Annotated in this window: 16 protein-coding genes and 1 pseudogene; 11 read left to right on the top strand and 6 right to left on the bottom strand. The window is 66.4% G+C overall.

Annotated features, from left to right (window positions below):
• Positions 1-159: 159 nt before the first annotated feature.
• From AC1RN5_RS12650 to AC1RN5_RS12625, 6 genes and pseudogenes are all read left to right on the top strand, one after another.
• Entirely contained in the window at positions 160-1,215 is a 1,056-nt protein-coding gene (locus AC1RN5_RS12650) for a HamA C-terminal domain-containing protein (RefSeq protein ID WP_493041521.1), read from the top strand.
• Positions 1,212-3,815 carry a DEAD/DEAH box helicase gene (locus tag AC1RN5_RS12645; protein WP_493041520.1) on the top strand — a complete coding sequence of 868 codons (2,604 nt, stop codon included), beginning with the start codon at positions 1,212-1,214 and terminating at the stop codon, positions 3,813-3,815. The genes AC1RN5_RS12650 and AC1RN5_RS12645 overlap by 4 nt, the downstream gene beginning before the upstream one ends.
• 51 nt (positions 3,816-3,866) lie before the next feature.
• Positions 3,867-4,250 carry a GFA family protein gene (locus tag AC1RN5_RS12640; protein WP_493041519.1) on the top strand — a complete coding sequence of 128 codons (384 nt, stop codon included), beginning with the start codon at positions 3,867-3,869 and terminating at the stop codon, positions 4,248-4,250.
• A 172-nt stretch (positions 4,251-4,422) separates the two neighbouring features.
• Positions 4,423-5,013 (top strand): TMEM175 family protein, encoded by a 591-nt coding sequence (locus AC1RN5_RS12635; RefSeq protein ID WP_493041518.1) that lies wholly within the window; start codon positions 4,423-4,425, stop codon positions 5,011-5,013.
• A complete protein-coding gene (locus AC1RN5_RS12630; protein WP_493041517.1) occupies positions 5,000-5,362 on the top strand; it encodes an MmcQ/YjbR family DNA-binding protein in 363 nt (120 codons plus the stop codon). Before AC1RN5_RS12635 ends, AC1RN5_RS12630 begins: the two co-directional genes overlap by 14 nt.
• 6 nt (positions 5,363-5,368) lie before the next feature.
• Positions 5,369-5,467: pseudogene (locus AC1RN5_RS12625) on the top strand (hypothetical protein); the annotation flags it as partial.
• Positions 5,468-5,479: 12 nt separating this feature from the next.
• Here the strand turns inward: AC1RN5_RS12625 and AC1RN5_RS12620 are convergent.
• Entirely contained in the window at positions 5,480-6,868 is a 1,389-nt protein-coding gene (locus AC1RN5_RS12620) for an AMP-binding protein (protein ID WP_493041516.1), read from the bottom strand.
• A gap of 46 nt (positions 6,869-6,914) precedes the next feature.
• On the opposite strand from AC1RN5_RS12620, the gene AC1RN5_RS12615 reads away from it, so the two are divergent.
• Positions 6,915-7,607 carry a cytidylyltransferase domain-containing protein gene (locus AC1RN5_RS12615; protein ID WP_493041515.1) on the top strand — a complete coding sequence of 231 codons (693 nt, stop codon included), beginning with the start codon at positions 6,915-6,917 and terminating at the stop codon, positions 7,605-7,607.
• Positions 7,608-7,614: 7 nt separating this feature from the next.
• Here the strand turns inward: AC1RN5_RS12615 and AC1RN5_RS12610 are convergent, their stop codons facing one another.
• Both AC1RN5_RS12610 and pseH read right to left on the bottom strand, forming a co-directional pair.
• Positions 7,615-8,079, bottom strand: a complete 465-nt coding sequence (locus AC1RN5_RS12610) for a hypothetical protein (protein ID WP_493041514.1) — start codon at positions 8,077-8,079, stop codon at positions 7,615-7,617.
• A 118-nt stretch (positions 8,080-8,197) separates the two neighbouring features.
• The gene (gene pseH, locus AC1RN5_RS12605) at positions 8,198-8,758 is read right to left on the bottom strand and encodes a UDP-4-amino-4,6-dideoxy-N-acetyl-beta-L-altrosamine N-acetyltransferase (RefSeq protein ID WP_493041513.1); all 561 of its coding nucleotides are present in this window, start codon (positions 8,756-8,758) and stop codon (positions 8,198-8,200) included.
• Between the two features lie 56 nt (positions 8,759-8,814).
• Here pseH and AC1RN5_RS12600 point away from each other — a divergent pair, with 56 nt between their 5' ends.
• Positions 8,815-9,603, top strand: a complete 789-nt coding sequence (locus AC1RN5_RS12600; protein WP_493041512.1) for a phytanoyl-CoA dioxygenase family protein — start codon at positions 8,815-8,817, stop codon at positions 9,601-9,603.
• A gap of 7 nt (positions 9,604-9,610) precedes the next feature.
• On the opposite strand, the gene AC1RN5_RS12595 is transcribed toward AC1RN5_RS12600, so the two are convergent.
• The 3 genes from AC1RN5_RS12595 to AC1RN5_RS12585 are packed head-to-tail and all read right to left on the bottom strand — an operon-like array spanning position 9,611 to position 14,339.
• Positions 9,611-10,666: a 2-oxoacid:ferredoxin oxidoreductase subunit beta gene (locus AC1RN5_RS12595; protein WP_493041511.1), complete on the bottom strand. Its 1,056-nt coding sequence runs from the start codon at positions 10,664-10,666 to the stop codon at positions 9,611-9,613.
• Entirely contained in the window at positions 10,663-12,510 is a 1,848-nt protein-coding gene (locus tag AC1RN5_RS12590) for a 2-oxoacid:acceptor oxidoreductase subunit alpha (protein ID WP_493041510.1), read from the bottom strand. Before AC1RN5_RS12590 ends, AC1RN5_RS12595 begins: the two co-directional genes overlap by 4 nt.
• Positions 12,498-14,339, bottom strand: a complete 1,842-nt coding sequence (locus AC1RN5_RS12585; protein ID WP_493041509.1) for an FAD-dependent oxidoreductase — start codon at positions 14,337-14,339, stop codon at positions 12,498-12,500. Before AC1RN5_RS12585 ends, AC1RN5_RS12590 begins: the two co-directional genes overlap by 13 nt.
• Before the next feature lie 246 nt (positions 14,340-14,585).
• Between AC1RN5_RS12585 and AC1RN5_RS12580 the strand changes: the two genes are divergently transcribed.
• The 3 genes from AC1RN5_RS12580 (at position 14,586) to eutC (ending at position 17,076) form a co-directional block, all read left to right on the top strand.
• On the top strand, positions 14,586-14,735 hold the full coding sequence (locus tag AC1RN5_RS12580) for a hypothetical protein (RefSeq protein WP_304699850.1): 150 nt from the start codon (positions 14,586-14,588) through the stop codon (positions 14,733-14,735).
• A gap of 188 nt (positions 14,736-14,923) precedes the next feature.
• Positions 14,924-16,303: an ethanolamine ammonia-lyase subunit EutB gene (locus tag AC1RN5_RS12575; RefSeq protein ID WP_493041508.1), complete on the top strand. Its 1,380-nt coding sequence runs from the start codon at positions 14,924-14,926 to the stop codon at positions 16,301-16,303.
• Positions 16,300-17,076: an ethanolamine ammonia-lyase subunit EutC gene (eutC, locus tag AC1RN5_RS12570; RefSeq protein ID WP_493041507.1), complete on the top strand. Its 777-nt coding sequence runs from the start codon at positions 16,300-16,302 to the stop codon at positions 17,074-17,076. Before AC1RN5_RS12575 ends, eutC begins: the two co-directional genes overlap by 4 nt.

The following is a 17,076-nucleotide window of genomic DNA, read 5'->3' as shown; positions in this document are numbered from 1 at the left end:
TGAACTAGTTGCTGCCCAGAGTTTGCCCGACCACCACGAGATATCTGGAGGGTAACCGTCAGACGAGGCATTCAGCGCGGTTTGAATGCCTTCCGGTGGTCGACTCGCCAAACACTCGCATTGCGCTAGACTGTGCTTTGGTTCGTCGGCGGGGTGCTTGTGGAAGACGAGATCGACACCGAAATTGAGGAGGCGATAGGAAGCCTGCTCAATCCTTCCAAGGTAGACCAGCTACTCGCTTGCGTGGTCCCTCATGACGCCCCTTGCGAAGGCGAAGGGCCGCGGACCGGACTGCTTCATGTCCGCTTCAAGGAAGACGAGCCTCAAGTCGCTGCACTGGGAGAATTTTTGTGGCGGCAGTGCATGTACTATGCCCTTCCACGAAAACGTCGCCTGGAGATGGCCGCTGCGATCCAGGAGGACTTCACTGTCACTGCACGCGTTCACCAAGCCGTTCGGGACGCGTTTATAACATTCAACAAAGCGTATCCATCCCGCGCTAGCGAGCTTGGTGAAGTGCTTGCTTATTGCATAACACAGCACCATTTGTCAGCAGCTCAGGTGGCCGCGAAGATGGCTTTGAAGACCAGCAATAACATGCCGGTGCATGGGCTCGACGGAATTCACGCTGTATTCGAGAATGAAGCGCTCACAATTTACTTTTTGGAATCGAAGCTCGCGGGTGGGGCAAACGCAGGAGCTAAGGATTACGCTGCCTCGGCTGCGGGTTTCCTGAGCAACCGAAAGCAGTACCTCAGAGAGTACGAGCTCGTTTCCGACCTAGGACACCTCGACTCCCTTGAAGGCGCGGCGAGGGAAGCAGCACTGGACTTCTTTGACATCATCGGAAAGCCCTCGCTGCCACGTCGGGAGCGCTTTGTGGGGGTCGTATGCTATTCCGAACAGAAACATTTCAAGAATACGCTGCCAATAACAGATGGGCCCGTCACCGCTCACGAAGCTCACTTCGCAATGCAGCTCAAGGGCGACCATGCACGGCTGCGACAACTGGCCGGCAAACACATCAAGGCAAGCGGGGCCTCTAGCGCAAAAAGCCTCGTGTTCTTCGTTGCAGTACCGGATGTAAATGTACTGCGGGAAGAGTTCTATCGAGCAATGGGGGTGGATCCAGTCGGCGATGAAATCCCATTGTCGGACGACGACAACGAGCCTGAAGAAACCAGCGATACTCTTACAGTCGGAGGCGAAAAATGAGCTTCGCCTTCGACCTCTCAATGCGTATGACGGGCAGCGAAATCTTCCGAACGAACTTCGATCGACTTCAAGCGGAGGCCGCAAGGGCTACGCTTTCGGGGGAGCTCGCACAAGTTGATGATGCCCTCACGCGTCGAGAGGTGCTGGGCCTTCTCTATTGCGCCAGCGTCTTTGCACAGACAGACGACGAGCCCTTGCGCGCGCTCGCACAGGCAGTCGCTCTCGGCGCTCTCCTAGCAAAGCGCGATGACGTTCCTGTTGATGCTAGCCTTCGACTTCTCACTGATCTGGGCAACTTCCCCGCCCTGACTTACGCCGAAACGCGCTTCCAAAGCGCGGATAATTTCAGACAAACAATGAGGGCCGCTATTTCGCGGGAGTTGAATGGGATCGATATCGGCTCGGAGCGGATCGCGTTAACGGACTTCCAGAGAAAAGCTTGGGACTTACTGGGTTCAGCTGATGTCTTGGCGGTCTCCGCCCCAACGTCCGCCGGCAAGTCCTTCTTGGTTATAGAGCATCTGTGTCGGACGGCCGAAGAGCCGAAGGCGTTTTGCGCCGTCTACGTGGCTCCCACACGCGCGTTGCTTTCGGAAGTCTATGGCGCAATTCAGCGCCGCTTAGTATCTTCTGAGCATATCCGCGTGACGACGGTCCCCACCATAGATCCTTCCGATCCGGACCAACAAATATTCATCCTCACTCAGGAACGCCTTCAGGTTCTGCTTGCAGTTTCGAATATCGAGTTTGACCTCATTGTCGTCGACGAGGCACAGAACCTGTCCGACGGCGCTCGAGGGATGATTCTACAGGAATGTCTCGAACAGGCCGTGACCCGCAGGGCCACAACCCGGGTCATCTTCCTTGCGCCGGGAGCCGAAGGCTTTGAGGACATCGCAAAAGCCGTGGGTTTGAAAAACCTCCAACCTTCTGTGTCGCTCTTGCCGTCTGTGATCCAGAACCGAATACTTGTCAGCAAGGCTGCCGAGCCGCGAAGTTTGAAGCTGCGCCTTCTCACGGCCCTTGGTTCGGTTCCATTGGGGACATTGCAGAGCCAGCGCGGTTTCGACCTTCCCGCTAGCCGATTGGCGGCTGTCGCTCTCGAGCTCGGCAGGATCGGCGGCTCTCTCGTCTATGCTACAGGCCCGAAGGACGCAGAAACGGTAGCTCTGCAGCTGTTTCAAGACTCCCATGACCAAGGCGACAAGCAGTTGCTCGACCTCGCCGAGTTCATCGAGAAGCATATCCATCCGCGCTACTCGTTGGGCGCCCTAGTGCGTCGAGGCGTAGCGTTCCACTATGGCAAGATGCCCACCCTTCTGAGGGAGGCGATCGAAGGCGCGTTTAAGTCGGGGGCGCTTAGTTATCTCGTTTGCACGACGACACTGTTCCAGGGTGTAAATCTGCCCGCGCGCAATGTGTTCATTGATACGCCGACGCGCGGAACAAGGTCTAGGTTGGAGCCAGCGGCACTATGGAACTTTGCAGGACGCGCTGGCCGCATGAAGGCCGACGTCGTTGGCAACGTATTTCTTGTCGACTACGAAGACTGGCCCGAACAGCCGATGAATTCGTTCGTCGGATTCTTAATTGAGCCCGCTTTTTCTAAAGTTGCGACCGAACGCGCTGCTGACATCCTCAAGGCTCTTTCTGGAGAACTGCCAAGGCAGCTTCCTGGGGACGACGAAGTCAGCAAGGTGCGAGCGGCTGCTGGTTTGCTCATCTCCCGCGCTGCGCGCGGAGATGTAGCCGCGTTCGCAGATAGATCGCTCGCCTCAATTGACGATCAGACCCGTTTGGCTCTCGTAACTGCAGCTCAACAAGCAAGCGACGAGATTGCGCTGCCAGCATCGCTACTCGCGACAAACTGGACGATCGACCCATTTGGGTTGAAGCGGCTTTTCAACGAGCTAGTGGCCAAGATCATTGCAGATGAGATCGACATCCTAATTCCACGTAATCCGCACGACTACATGACGGCGAGGGAGGCGTATGAATCCATCTTCATGAGGGTACAGCGCCTAGTGAACCTTTCAGCGACAAAATTTCCAAGCCTTGTGGCGGGCGTTGCCGTCAAATGGATGCAAGGGAAGCCATACCCGGCGCTCTTAGCGGATGCGATCAAGAGGGCGGAGCGTGGCTACAAAAAGAAGCTCAAGGAATACGAAGAGGAACTCGCGCGAAACCCTCTGACACGGAAGCGCCCTCCACGGCCGGTCGATGTCAATGATGTCATTCGGAATGAATTCGATTTGATCGAAGACGTTATCCGGTTCCAATATGTTCAACTCGGAAAGGCCTATGTCGATGTACTAGGCCACGCGCTCCGTGAGTGCGGGCGTGACGAGCGCGTCAAAGAGATTTTTGACTTTCCTCTGGCACTCGAACTGGGAGTATCCACGCGCTCGGGTTGGTCGTTCATGGAGTTGGGCCTTTCACGCATCGCTGCTGCTGCGCTTGAACCTCATTTTCCCAATTCTGAACTCGGCGTAGCGGAGGCCAGAACTTGGCTTCGTGAATTGGACGTCGGTCCGCTTCGATTGAGCCAAGTAATTCTGGATGAAATACAGAACCTAGGACTCCTTAAAGACGCCGCCTAGGGTCGAGGTTAGGTCTACGCCTACCCGCGCCCCCATCGCTCTGCCCAGCCCATGTTCGATTTGTTTGCCGGCCACTCCCCCATGCCCACCCTCGCCACCTGCCACTGCGCCGCCGTCCGCCTCACCTGCGATCCCGCGCCGGTGGAGGTGACCGCGTGCAACTGCTCCATCTGCCGGCGCTATGGGGTGCTGTGGGCCTATTATGAGCCGGCCCAGGTGCGGATCGAGGGCGGGGCGACCGACGTCTATATGTGGGATGACCGGTCGATCGGGTTCCACCGCTGCGCGGCCTGCGGCTGCGTCACCCACTGGAGCGCGGTGGATCCGGGGCGGAACCGGATGGGGGTCAATGCGCGGCTGTTCGACCTGGAGGTCCTGGCCGCGGCGCGGGTGCGGCATCTGGATGGGGCGGTGAGCGAGCGGTATCTCGACTGAGGCCCGGTCGGCGGAGGCTGTGCGATCTGATCCGAGTCGGTGATCATGGATCCTCGGGACAGGCCCGAGGATGACGGTTTCGGGGCGGTGCGCGCGGGAGTTGGCGCGGTGCGGCGGGGCGAGGGGTCCTCGGGACGAGCCCGAGGATGACGGGCGTGGGTTGAGAGGCTTCATGGAACGCGAGCGGCTGACGGCCTTCACCGACGGGGTGCTGGCGATCATCATCACCATCATGGTGCTGGAGCTGCGGCCGCCGCATGGGGCGACCTTCGCCGACCTGGCGGGGCTGACGCCGGTGTTCCTCAGCTATGTGCTGAGCTTCGTCTATGTCGGCATCTACTGGAACAACCACCACCACTTCTTCCAGCTGGTGCGGCAGGTGGACGGGGCGATCCTGTGGGCCAACCTGCACCTGCTGTTCTGGCTGTCCATGGTGCCGTTCACCACCGCCTGGATGGGGGAGAACCATTTCGCCCCGGCGCCCACGGCCCTTTATGGGGTGTCGCTGCTGATGGCGGCGGTGGCCTGGTGGGTGATGCAGGGGGTGATCTTCCGCAAGCAGGGGGCGCACTCGGTGCTGCGCGAGGCCCTGGGGCGGGACCTGAAGTCCAAGATCTCGCCGGTGATCTATCTGGCCGGGATCGGGATGGCCTTCGTCTGGGCGCCCGGGGCGGCGATGGCCTACCTGGCCGTGGCCCTGATGTGGCTGGTCCCCGACCGGCGGGTGGAGCGGCATATCGTGGCGCACCATGCTCAGCCCTGATCCCGACGGCGTGCTGGCCCGGCTGCGGGGGCTGTGCCTGGGGATGGCGCAGACCGACGAGGTGGTGTCGCACGGCATTCCGGCCTTCCGGGTGGCCGGCAAGATGTTCGCCTATTTCCGCCACGACCATCACGGGGACGGGATGACCGTGGTCTGCGTGAAGACCACCGGCCGCGACGAACAGGAGATGCTGATCGAGGCCGACCCGGAGCTGTTCAGCAAGCCGGCCTATCTCTGGCCCTCGGGCTGGGTGGGGATGAGTTTGGCGCAGCCCGACTGGGACCATGTGGCCGCGCGGCTGGCCACGAGCTGGCGGCTGGCGGCGCCGCGGCGGTTGGTGCGGGACTAACCCCCTGCGCGTCATCCCGGCCGCAGCGAAGCGGAGAGCCGGGATCCAGGAGCCCAGCCCCGTCACCTGGGTCCCGGGTCTCCCCTGCGGGTCGCCCGGGATGACGTTGAGGGAAGCTCAGGCGGTGAACGTGTCCCCATAGGTCTGGCGCAGGAGGTTCTTCTGGACCTTGCCCATGGCGTTGCGGGGCAGGTCCTCGACGAAGAAGATGCGCTTGGGGGCCTTGAAGGCGGCGAGCTTTTCCCGCGCGGCCGCGATCATCGCCGCCTCGTCGCCGGCGCCGATCACCACGGCGGCGACGGCCTCGCCGAAGTCGGGGTGGGGCAGGCCGATGACGGCGCTCTCGGTGACGCCGGGGAGTTCGTCGAGGATCAGCTCGATCTCCTTGGGATAGACGTTGTAGCCGCCGGAGATGATGAGGTCCTTGGCCCGGCCGGAGATCCAGACCCGGCCGTCGGCGTCCCGGCGGCCGACGTCGCCGGTCTTGAAGAAGCCGTCGGGGGTGAAGTCCTCGGCGGTCTTGTCGGGCATGCGCCAGTAGCCGGAGAAGACGCTGGGGCCCTTGATCTCGATGACGCCCACCTCGGCGCCGCCCTCGATGCGAAGCTCCACGCCCGGCAGGGGGTAGCCGACGCTGCCGGCGATGCGCTCGCCGTGCAGGGGATTGGAGGTGATGATCACCGCCTCGCTCATGCCGTAGCGCTCCAGGATCCGCTGGCCGGTGCGGGCCTCGAACTCGGCGAAGGTGCTCTCCAGCAGGGGGGCCGAGCCGGAGATGAACAGGCGCAGGGGAGCGGCCGCCTCGCGGGTGAAGCCGGGGTTGGCCAGCAGCCGGACATAGAAGGTGGGCACCCCCATCATCACCGTGGACCGCGCCAGGCCCGCCAGGACGGAAGCGTCCTCGAACTTCGGCAGCCAGACCATGGGGGCGGACGACAGGAAGGCGCAGTGCAGGGCCACGAACAGGCCATGCACGTGGAAGATCGGCAGGGCGTGCAGCAGGACGTCGTCGCCGGTGAAGCCCCAGGCCTGATGCAGGGCGCTGGCGTTGGCGTGCAGCGCCCCGTGGGTCAGCATGGCGCCCTTGGAGCGACCGGTGGTGCCGCTGGTGTAGATGATGGAGGCCAGGTCGGCGTCGTCGCGCGGCACGCTCTGGGCCAGGGGGTCGTGGGCGGCGGCCTGGGCGGCGAAGGCGGCGGCGTCCTGGACGAAGAGGCGCGGCTCGGCGTCGGTGAGGAAATAGTCCACCTCGCTGGCGGTATAGGCGGTGTTGAGCGGCAGGTAGACGGCGCCGGCCTTCAGCGTCGCCAGGTAGAGCATCACCGCCTCCGGCGACTTCTCCGTCTGGGCCGCCACCCGGTCGCCGGGGACCACGCCCTGCGAGATCAGCCGGGCGGCCATGCGGCCCGCGCCGTCGGCGAGCTGGGCGTAGGTGATCTGGCCGCCGTCCGGGAGCAGGAAGCAGGGGCGGTCGGAGGCGGCGATGAGGCGGTCGTAGAGGTTCATGGGCGTCAGCCTACCGCGACGCGCGCGCCATGGGTAAGATGCGCCGATGATCCTCGGGATAATCCAGGCGCGGATGAGCTCCACACGGCTGCCCGGCAAGGTGCTGGCCGATGTGGCGGGCGTCCCCATGCTGGGGCGGCAGGTGGAGCGGCTGCGGCGCTCGCGGCGGCTGGACGAGCTGGTCCTGGCCACCAGCGACCAGGCGGGCGACGACGCCCTGGCCGACTACGCCGCCAGCCTGGACCTCACCGTGGTGCGTGGACCGCTGGAGGACGTGCTGGGGCGGTTCGTCCTGGCGCTCGACGCCTATCCCGAGGCCGCCAGCCTGGTGCGGATGACCGCCGATTGTCCGCTCACGGACTGGCGGGTGCTGGACGACCTGATCGACCTCTACAAGGCCACGGGCGCCGACTACGCCAACAACACCGCCGTCCGCACCTTCCCCCACGGCCTGGACGTGGAGGTGATGAAGGCGGGCGTCCTGCGCCTGGCCGCCCAGGAGGCGACCCGCCCCTATGACCGCGAGCACGTGACGCCCTTTATCTACAACAGCGGGGGCCGCTTCCGGACGCAGGTCCTGACCCGCGAGCCGTCCCTGGCCCACCTGCGCTGGACCGTGGACCACCCCGCCGACCTGGACTTCGTGCGCCACGTCTATGGGGCGCTCTACGCGGACGACCCGGACTTCGGCACGGCGCAGATCGCCGCCCTGGACTGGAACAGTTCAACGGCCGTTTGATCACCAATTAGTAGGCCATGAAGCTGTCCAGCCCCAGCAAGGTGGGCAGACTGGCGATATCCTTCGTGGCCCGCACTTGGGCCAGCAAAGGGGCCAGGACGTTGTCGGACTCGTCGTACTGTCCGTAGTCCTCGGGAAAGGCTTCCAGGGCGGCGCAGACCCGCGCCTGCACCTCGGCGAGGGACAGGGGTTCAAGCATCTCCAGCTCAAGCTCGACGCGGGACTGTGGTGTGGAAAGCAGCCTCGAGATCGCCCAGGACAGCCATGATTCCGCCCGTCCGGTCCGGGTCGCCGACCGGACGATCCACCGGCGACCCGTGGCGTCCACGAGCTCCATGCCGATGTGCATCTTGTCCTTGAGCGATCTAGGTCCACACGATGTCAGGGTGTTCAGATCCGGAAAGGCCCATATCTCCAGATCCGGCGTGAACCCCAGAACCGGAAATTCAAACCCCGCATCGGCCGTTTTCATCTTCGCCCCCTCGATAGAACGTAAAGTGAACATCAGATCAGCCTTGGCTGCAAGGGGAGAGCTAGCGGGAAGGCCTCCTGCTCGGTCGGTTGGCCGAATTGCTCGAGCGGCAGAATGCTTAGATCTCGAACCCCCTGGCCCGCAGGCGCTCCACGCTGACCGGTCGGGCCTGTTCCCAGTCGGCGGCGAGGATGCCCAGGCCCACCACATCGTGCGGCGCGCCGCCCTTCCAGATGTGGTCGCGGTAGAGGGCCTCGCGCTGGAAGCCGAAGGACTCGTGCATCTTCCAGACCGCCTCGTTGTCGGCCAGGACCTCGCAGCACAGCTTGTGGAGGCCCAGGGTGGAGAACACGTGGTCGAGGACGAAGACCTCCACCCAGGCGCCGATCCCCCTGCCGCGCACCGACGGGCTGGCGAGGTAATAGGCCCAGGAGGCCTTGCGGTTCTGCGTGGAGATGTCGACGAGGTTGGCCAGGCCGACCGGCTCCCCGTCCAGCTCGATGATCCAGTAGGTGCGGGTGGGGTCGGCGGCGAGGCCGGCGAACCAGCGGTCGTGCTCGGCCTGGGTGATGACGTGGTCGGAATACATCCAGCGCGCCACCTCCGGCAGGTTGCGCCAGGCCAGCAGGCGCTCGCTGTCCTCGGGCCCCGGGGGCCGCATCCTCACATCGACGGTCATGGCGCCTCCCCCAGATGAGTCGCTAAGATCGCGCAAAACCGACAGGGAGCAAGCCGATGGTCGCCGACCACATCGCCCGCGTGAAGCGCGACGGCTACACCATCGTGGAGAACGCCATCGCGCCGGACCTGATCGAGGCGCTCAACGACGCGCTGATCCGCCTGGAGCGCGAGCTGGAGGCCAAGCCGGCCATGAACGGCTTCGAGGGCCATCGGACGGTGCGGATCTACAACCTGCTGGTCCACGACCCGGTCTTCGCCCAGATCCCGGTCCACAGCGCCGTCCTGCCGATCGTGGAAGGCGTGCTGGACGAAGGCTGCCTGATCTCCTCGCTCTCCTCCATCGCCATCGACCCCGGCGAGATCGCCCAGCCGATCCACGCCGACGACCAGGTGATCCCGCTGGCCAAGCCGCACGCGCCCCTGGTCTGCAACTCCATGTGGGCGCTCACCGACTTCACCGCCGCGAACGGCGCGACGCGGCTGGTCCCCGGCAGCCACCTGAGGCCCAATCCCGAATACGGCGGAACCTACGAGACCGTGCCCGCCGAGATGCCCAAGGGGTCGGTGCTGATCTGGGACGGGGCGCTGTGGCACGGCGGCGGCGCCAACGCCACCGACACCCGCCGCACCGGGATCGCCATGAACTATTGCGCCGGCTTCGTCCGCCAGCAGGAGAACCAGCAGCTGGGCATTCCGCCGGAGGTGGTGCGCGGCTTCCCGCCCCGGCTGCAGGAGCTGGTGGGGTACGGCGTCTATCGCGGCCTGATCGGCCACATCGACAAGCAGAGCCCCGCCCAGCGGCTGACCGGGGGCGGCGACTTCAAGTCGATCTGGGACCGGTAGGCGACCCCTACCGCAGCGAGGCGTTCAGCCGGTCCAGCACCTTGGACCCCGGGATCAGCTCGGCGTCGGAGAGCGCGTTGAGCGGGGTGTCCACCGTCTCCAGGCCCTCGTGCAGGTCGGTGGCGCGGGGGTCGACATAGAGCAGGCCGGTGACGATCTCGCCCTGGGCCTGGCGGGCGGCCAGATAGGCCATGGCGGCGATGCGGTCGGTGGGGTCGTAGTGCTCGGCCAGCTTGTGCAGGTTGATCACCGAGCCGTCGTGCTGGGTGACCAGGGTGGTGGTCCCCGGGGCGTAGTCCACGTGGATGGCCTCCCGCGGGACGATGAGGTCCAGGCTGTTCACCGCCTCGTTGTGATCGCGCACATAGTCGAAGCTCTTGGTGGAGCCCGCGTGGTTGTTGAACTGGATGCAGGGGCTGATGCAGTCGATGAAGGCCGCCCCCTGGTGGCTGAGCGCGGCCTTGATCAGGGGCACGAGCTGGGCCTTGTCGCCGGAGAAGGAGCGGGCCACGAAGGTGGCGCCCAGCTGCAGGGCGACGCTGACCAGGTCGATGGCGCTGTCGTGGTTGACCACGCCCTTCTTGGACTTCGAGCCCTTGTCGGAGGTGGCCGAGAACTGGCCCTTGGTCAGGCCATAGACCCCGTTGTTCTCGACGATGTAGGTCATGTTCACCCCGCGCCGGATGGCGTGGGCGAACTGGCCGAAGCCGATGGAGGCGCTATCCCCGTCGCCGGAGACCCCCAGATAGATCAGGTCGCGGTTGGCGAGGTTGGCGCCGGTGAGCACCGAGGGCATGCGGCCGTGCACGGTGTTGAAGCCGTGGGAGGCGCCCAGGAAATAGTCCGGGGTCTTGGAGGAGCAGCCGATCCCCGACAGCTTGGCCACCCGGTGCGGCGGCAGGTCCAGCTCATAGGCCGCCTGGATGATGGCCGCGGAGATGGAGTCGTGGCCGCAGCCGGCGCAGAGGGTGGAGACCGAACCCTCATAATCGCGGCGGGTCTTGCCGAGCGCGTTGGGGGCCAGGTTGGGGTGATGCAGCTGGGGCTTGGTGATGTAGGTCATTCGGCGGCCTCCGGGACCTGGCGGCGTTCGGGGGTCGGCTCGGCGGGGGTCAGGCGTCCGGCGATCTCGCCGGCGATGAAGCGGGCGGTGATCGGGGTGCCGTCATAGTGCAGGACGGCGGTGAGCTTGGCCGGATCGACCCCGCCCTCGTTGATCAGCAGGGCGCGCAGCTGGGCGTCGCGGTTCTGTTCCACCACGAAGACCTGGTCGTGGGCGGCGATGAAGTCGAAGACCGCGTCGCAGAAGGGGAAGGCGCGGACCCGCAGGGCGTCGACGTGGCGGCCCTGCGCCTCCATCACCTGCAGGGCCTCGTCCATGGCCGCGGCGGTGGAGCCGAAATAGATCACCCCGGTCTTGGTGGGCTTGGGCGCGTCGCGGCGGATCGGGGCCGGGACGATGGACTTGGCGGTCTCGAACTTCCTCAGCAGGCGCTGGACGTTGTCGACATAGACGCCGCCCTCCTCGCTGTAGCGGGCATAGGGGTTGCGCGAGGTGCCGCGGGTGAAATAGCCGCCCTTGGTGGGATGGGTCCCCGGATAGGTGCGGAAGGGGATGCCGTCGCCGTCGACGTCCAGATAGCGGCCGAAGTCGCGGCCGGCCTCCAGCTCGTCATGGGTCATGACCTTGCCGCGATCCAGCGACCGGCTGTCGTCCCAGGCGAAGGGGGCGGTCAGCCACTCGTTCATGCCGATGTCGAGGTCGAGCATGACGAAGATGGTGGTCTGCAGGCGGTCGGCGAGGTCGAAGGCCAGCGCCCCGAACTCGAAGCACTCGCCGGGATCCTGCGGCAGCAGCAGGACGTGCTTGGTGTCCCCGTGGCTGGCGTAGGCCGCCGAGAGGATGTCGGACTGCTGGGTCCGGGTGGGCATGCCGGTGGAGGGGCCGCCCCGCTGGACGTCGAAGATCACCGCGGGGATCTCGGCGAAGTAGGACAGGCCCACGAACTCCTGCATCAGGGAGATGCCCGGCCCCGAGGTGGCGGTGAAGGCGCGCGCGCCGTTCCAGCCGGCGCCCACCACCATGCCGATGGAGGCGATCTCGTCCTCGGCCTGGACGATGGCGTAGCGGGCCTTGCCGGTCTTGGGATCGGTCCGGTAGTCGGCGCAGAAGTCGGTGAAGGCCTCGGCCAGCGAGGTGGACGGCGTGATGGGATACCAGGCGCAGACCGTGGCCCCGCCATAGACCGCGCCCAGGCCCGCGGCCATGTTGCCCTCGACATAGATGCGGTCGCCCACCTTGTCGGCGCGCCGCGCCCGCAGGCCGAGCTTGGGCAGGTTGGCGGCGACATAGTCGGCCCCCATGCGCAGAGCCGCGACATTGGCCGCGATCAGCCGTTCCTTGCCGGCGAACTGCTCGGCCAGCAGCTGTTCGATGACGCCGATCTCGATGTCCATCAGGGCGGCGAGCGCCCCCACATAGATGGTGTTCTTGAACAGCTGGCGTTCGCGCGGGACCGAATAGGCCTCGTTGCACATCCGCGTCAGGGGCACGCCGACCACGGTGATGTCCTGGCGGAATTTCGACGGCGGCAGGGGCTTGGTGGAGTCGTAGAACAGGTAGCCGCCGGGCTCGATCTCGGCCAGGTCGCGGTCCCAGGTCTGGGGGTTCATGGCCACCATCAGGTCGACCCCGCCGCGGCGGCCCAGATGGCCGGCCTCGGTGACCCGCACCTCGTACCAGGTGGGCAGGCCCTGGATGTTGGAGGGGAAGATGTTGCGGGCCGCCACCGGCACGCCCATCCGCAGGAAGGACTTGGCGAACATGGCGTTGGCGCTGGCCGAGCCCGAGCCGTTGACGTTGGCGAACTTGACCACGAAGTCGTTGACGGCCTCTAGCGGGCGCATGGGTGTTCTCCCGCGTGGGTCATCTCGAGCGTGAACTGCTGCATGTCCCAGGCGCCGGTGGGACAGCGTTCGGCGCAGAGGCCGCAGTGCAGGCAGACGTCCTCGTCCTTGACCATGATGCGGCCGGTCTTCAGCTCGCCCGAGACATAGAGGTCCTGGGTCAGGTTGAGCGCCGGGGCGTTGAGACGCATCCGCACGTCGCCCTCGTCGCCATTGGCGGTGAAGGTGATGGCGTCCACTGGGCAGATGTCGACGCAGGCGTCGCACTCGATGCAGATGGGGTCGGAGAACACCGTCTGGACGTCGCAGTTCAGGCAGCGCTGGGCCTCGGCCAGGCCGAGCTGCAGGTCAAAGCCCAGCTCCACCTCCAGCTTGACGTTCCGCAGGGCCTCGCCCTTCTCCCGCAGGGGGACGCGGTGGCGCTGGTCGTTGGAGACGTCGTTGTCGTAGCTCCACTCGTGGATGCCCATCTTCTGGCTGACCATCGAGGTTCCGGGCGGTGGGCGATCGGCCACGTCCTGGCCCTGGCAGAAGCGGTCGATGGAGATGGCCGCGTCATGGCCGTGGGCCACGGCCCAGATGATGTTCTTGGGCCCGAAGGCGGAGTCGCCGCCGAAGAAGACCCTGGGCAGGGTGGACTGGAAGGTGATCGGATCGACCTTGGGCATGCCCCAGTCGTCGAACTCCAGGCCGAGGTCGCGCTCGATCCAGGGGAAGGCGTTCTCCTGGCCGACCGCCACCAGGACGTCGTCGCATTCGAAGTGTTCGTCGGGCTCGCCGGAGGGGACCAGCTTGCGGCGGCCATTGGCGTCGAACTCGGCGACCACCTTCTCGAACAGCACGCCGGTGAGGCGGCCGTTCTCGTGGGTGAACGCCTTGGGCACCAGGTAGTTGAGGATCGGGATGTCCTCGTGGAGGGCGTCCTCCTTCTCCCAGGGGGAGGCCTTCATCTCCTCGAAGCCGGAGCGGACGATGACCTTGACGTCCTCGCCCCCCAGCCGGCGCGAGGTGCGGCAGCAATCCATGGCGGTGTTGCCGCCGCCGAGCACGATGACCCGCTTGCCGATCCTGTCCACATGCTCGAAGGCGACGCTGGAGAGCCAGTCGATGCCGATGTGGATGTTGGCGGCGGCCTCCTTGCGGCCGGGCAGGTCGAGGTCGCGGCCGCGCGGCGCGCCGGTGCCGACGAAGATGGCGTCGTAGTCGTCGGCCAGCAGGCCCTTGAGGCTGTCGATCCTCTGGCCCAGGCGCATGTCGATGCCGAGGCCGGTGATGTAGCCCACCTCCTCGTCGATCACCTCCTCCGGCAGGCGGAAGCGGGGGATCTGGCGGCGGATCATGCCGCCGGCCTTCTCGTCGCCGTCGAAGACCACCACGGTGTAGCCGAGGGGGGCCAGGTCTCTCGCCACCGTCAGGGCCGCGGGGCCGGCGCCCACCAGGGCCACGGTCTTGCCGTTGGAGACCGCCGGGACCTGGGGCAGGAAGCCGGTGATGTCGGTCTTGTTGTCGGCCGCCACCCGCTTCAGCCGGCAGATGGCGACGGGTTCGTCCTCCACCCGCCCGCGGCGGCAGGCCGGCTCGCAGGGACGGTCGCAGGTGCGGCCGAGGATTCCGGGGAAGACGTTGGACCGCCAGTTGACCATGTAGGCGTCGGCGTAGCGGCCGTCGGCGATCAAGCGAATGTATTCGGGGACGGGCGTATGGGCCGGACAGGCCCACTGACAATCGACGACCTTGTGAAAGTAGTCAGGCCCCTCGGTACTGGTGCGCTGCAAAACAATTTCCTTCCCGCGACGCTCTACTCTCGCGGCAGCGAAAACGCCCTCCATGTTGCAGGAATGCGTTCGCCAGCCCCGACGCGGCGTTGGAATTCATCTAAATACCGTTCCGCCGCCGCGCCAATACGCTTTCTGATCGGTGATCACTGAATCGGCGTCCCGGCCCGGCCAGCGTCGCCAGGGTCAACAGTGCGTGAGAGTCCGACCCCGGCGCATCATGACGCTTTCCTTAATGAAAGATGAACGGCACTCTGGACCTCCCGCGACAGGCGAGCGCTAGCCTTGGAGAAGCGTCCGATGCCGAACGAAATGGACCTGCTGCCCGACGCCATTCCCTCGCCTTTCGAGGACGACGACGCGGCCTTCTATGACGCCGACGTGGAGATCAACGACCGCCGCGCCCGCGCCGAGAACGCCGAGGCGTTGCGTCTGGCGAGGGCGCTCTAGCCAGCACCGCTCATCCCGGCGAAGGCCGGGACCCAGTTGAAGCCCACATTGATTTCAGGACGCGCCCAATTGAGTGGCGATCGACTCTTCCGCCCCGGATGAATCTGGGTCCCGGCCTTCGCCGGGATGAGCGGGGTTGGGGCCTGTGCGCGAAGGCGCCATGATCGCCGCCTCACCCGGGGCGCGACATGGGTTATCGGCAGGTGGTCGGGGCGACCACATGGACCTTTCCGGACCTGAAGGACCTGCTGGCCAAGGCCTCGCCCCTGCGGTCGGGGGATGCGCTGGCCGGGCTGGCGGCCTCCTGCGCCCAGGAGAACGTGGCGGCCAAGCTGGCCCTGGCCGACCTGCCGCTGAAGGCGCTGCTGGACCAGCCCCTGATCCCCTATGAGAGCGACGAGGTCACCCGGCTGATCTGCGACAGCCATGACGCCGCCGCCTTCGCCCCGATCGCCGCCCTGACGGTGGGCGAGTTCCGGGATTTCCTGCTGGCGCAGACCACCACCACGGAGGTGCTGGCCGCCCTGGCGCCGGGGATCACCCCGGAGATGGCCGCGGCGGTGAGCAAGATCATGCGCAACCAGGACCTCATCCTGGCGGCGTCGAAGCGCCAGGTGACCACCGCCTTCCGCGACACCATCGGCCTGCCCGGGACCATGGCCGTGCGGCTGCAGCCCAACCACCCCACCGACGACCCGGCCGGGATCACCGCCAGCGTGCTGGACGGCCTGATGTACGGCTGCGGCGACGCGGTGATCGGGATCAATCCGGCCAGCGACAGCCTGGCGGCCAACGGCGAGCTGCTGCGGCTGCTGGACGAGCTGATCGGGCGGTTCTCCATCCCCACCCAGTCCTGCGTGCTGGCCCACGTCACCTCGACCATCGAGCTGATCGAACGCGGCGCGCCGGTGGACCTGGTGTTCCAGTCCATCGCCGGCACGGAGGCCGCCAACGCCAGCTTCGGCGTGAACCTGGCCCTGCTGAAGGCCGGCCGGGAGGCGGCGCTGTCCCTGAAGCGCGGCACGGTGGGCGACAACGTCATGTACTTCGAGACCGGCCAGGGCTCGGCCCTCTCGGCGGGCGCCCATCACGGGGTCGACCAGCAGACCCTGGAGGCCCGCGCCTACGCCGTCGCCCGGGCCTTCAAGCCGCTGCTGGTGAACACCGTCGTCGGCTTCATCGGCCCGGAATACCTCTATGACGGCAAGCAGATCATCCGGGCCGGGCTGGAGGACCATTTCTGCGGCAAGCTGCTGGGCCTGCCGCTCGGCTGCGACATCTGCCACACCAATCACGCCGAGGCCGACCAGGACGACCTGGACACCCTGCTGACCCTGCTGGCCACGGCCGGGGTGACCTTCGTCATGGGGGTGCCCGGCGGGGACGACGTGATGCTGGGCTACCAGTCCACCTCCTTCCACGACGCCCTCTATGTGCGCGAGCTGCTGGGCCTGAAGCGGGCGCCGGAGTTCGAGGCCTGGCTGAGCCAAATGAGGATCACCGGGGCGGGCGGCGTCCTGCTGCCGCCTTCGGCCGGCCATCCCCTGCTGACCGGGAGCCCGGGGTGAGCCTGCCCGATCCCTGGACCCACCTGGCGGCCCTGACCCCGGCGCGGATCGCGCTCGGCCGGGCGGGTCCGGCCCTGCCGACCCGGGAGGTCCTGGCCCTGTCCCTGGCCCACGCCCAGGCCCGCGACGCCGTCCACGCCCCCTTCGACGCCGCCGCGGTGGCGGCTAGCCTGGAGGCCCTTGGCCACCCGACGCTCGAAGTGGCCAGCGCCGCGCCCGACCGGGCGACCTATCTGCGGCGCCCCGACCTGGGGCGGCGGCTGTCGGTGGAGAGCCGCGCGGCGCTGGCGGCGGCAGGACCTCCGGGCGCCGACCTGGTCCTGGTGGTGGCCGACGGTCTGTCCAGCGCCGCGGTCCACGCCCACGCCGCGCCCCTGGTCGCCGCCCTCGCCCCCTATGTGGCGCGCGCCGGCTGGCGGCTCGGCCCCGTGGTGGTGGCCCGCCAGGCCCGCGTGGCCCTGGGCGACGAGATCGGGCAGCTGCTGGGCGCGGCCATGGTGGCGGTGCTGGTGGGGGAGCGGCCGGGCCTGTCGGCGCCCGACAGCCTGGGGGTCTATCTGACCCACGGCCCGGCGGTGGGCCGCACCGACGCCGAGCGCAACTGCATCTCCAACATCCGCCCCGCCGGCCTCTCCTACGAGGAGGCCGCCTTCAAGCTGGCCTGGCACGTGGCCGAGGCGCGGCGCCTGGGCCTGACCGGAGTGGGGCTGAAGGACGAGAGCGACCTGGTGAGCCTGACCGCCGAGCCCCCCGGACAATTGCCGCGACCTTGA

Source organism: Phenylobacterium sp. GW821-FHT12F10 (assembly GCF_058806695.1).
This window is presented reverse-complemented; position numbering and strand designations above follow the sequence as displayed.

What these genes read in the sequence shown, in the direction of transcription:
- AC1RN5_RS12645 (WP_493041520.1), top strand. Translation starts at nt 1,212, where the DNA reads ATGAGCTTCGCCTTCGACCTCTCAATGCGTATGACGGGCAGCGAAATC.
- AC1RN5_RS12640 (WP_493041519.1), top strand. Translation starts at nt 3,867, where the DNA reads ATGTTCGATTTGTTTGCCGGCCACTCCCCCATGCCCACCCTCGCCACC.
- AC1RN5_RS12635 (WP_493041518.1), top strand. Translation starts at nt 4,423, where the DNA reads ATGGAACGCGAGCGGCTGACGGCCTTCACCGACGGGGTGCTGGCGATC.
- AC1RN5_RS12630 (WP_493041517.1), top strand. Translation starts at nt 5,000, where the DNA reads ATGCTCAGCCCTGATCCCGACGGCGTGCTGGCCCGGCTGCGGGGGCTG.
- AC1RN5_RS12620 (WP_493041516.1), bottom strand. Translation starts at nt 6,868, where the DNA reads ATGAACCTCTACGACCGCCTCATCGCCGCCTCCGACCGCCCCTGCTTC.
- AC1RN5_RS12615 (WP_493041515.1), top strand. Translation starts at nt 6,915, where the DNA reads ATGATCCTCGGGATAATCCAGGCGCGGATGAGCTCCACACGGCTGCCC.
- AC1RN5_RS12610 (WP_493041514.1), bottom strand. Translation starts at nt 8,079, where the DNA reads ATGAAAACGGCCGATGCGGGGTTTGAATTTCCGGTTCTGGGGTTCACG.
- pseH (WP_493041513.1), bottom strand. Translation starts at nt 8,758, where the DNA reads ATGACCGTCGATGTGAGGATGCGGCCCCCGGGGCCCGAGGACAGCGAG.
- AC1RN5_RS12600 (WP_493041512.1), top strand. Translation starts at nt 8,815, where the DNA reads ATGGTCGCCGACCACATCGCCCGCGTGAAGCGCGACGGCTACACCATC.
- AC1RN5_RS12595 (WP_493041511.1), bottom strand. Translation starts at nt 10,666, where the DNA reads ATGACCTACATCACCAAGCCCCAGCTGCATCACCCCAACCTGGCCCCC.
- AC1RN5_RS12590 (WP_493041510.1), bottom strand. Translation starts at nt 12,510, where the DNA reads ATGCGCCCGCTAGAGGCCGTCAACGACTTCGTGGTCAAGTTCGCCAAC.
- AC1RN5_RS12585 (WP_493041509.1), bottom strand. Translation starts at nt 14,339, where the DNA reads ATGGAGGGCGTTTTCGCTGCCGCGAGAGTAGAGCGTCGCGGGAAGGAA.
- AC1RN5_RS12580 (WP_304699850.1), top strand. Translation starts at nt 14,586, where the DNA reads ATGCCGAACGAAATGGACCTGCTGCCCGACGCCATTCCCTCGCCTTTC.
- AC1RN5_RS12575 (WP_493041508.1), top strand. Translation starts at nt 14,924, where the DNA reads ATGGGTTATCGGCAGGTGGTCGGGGCGACCACATGGACCTTTCCGGAC.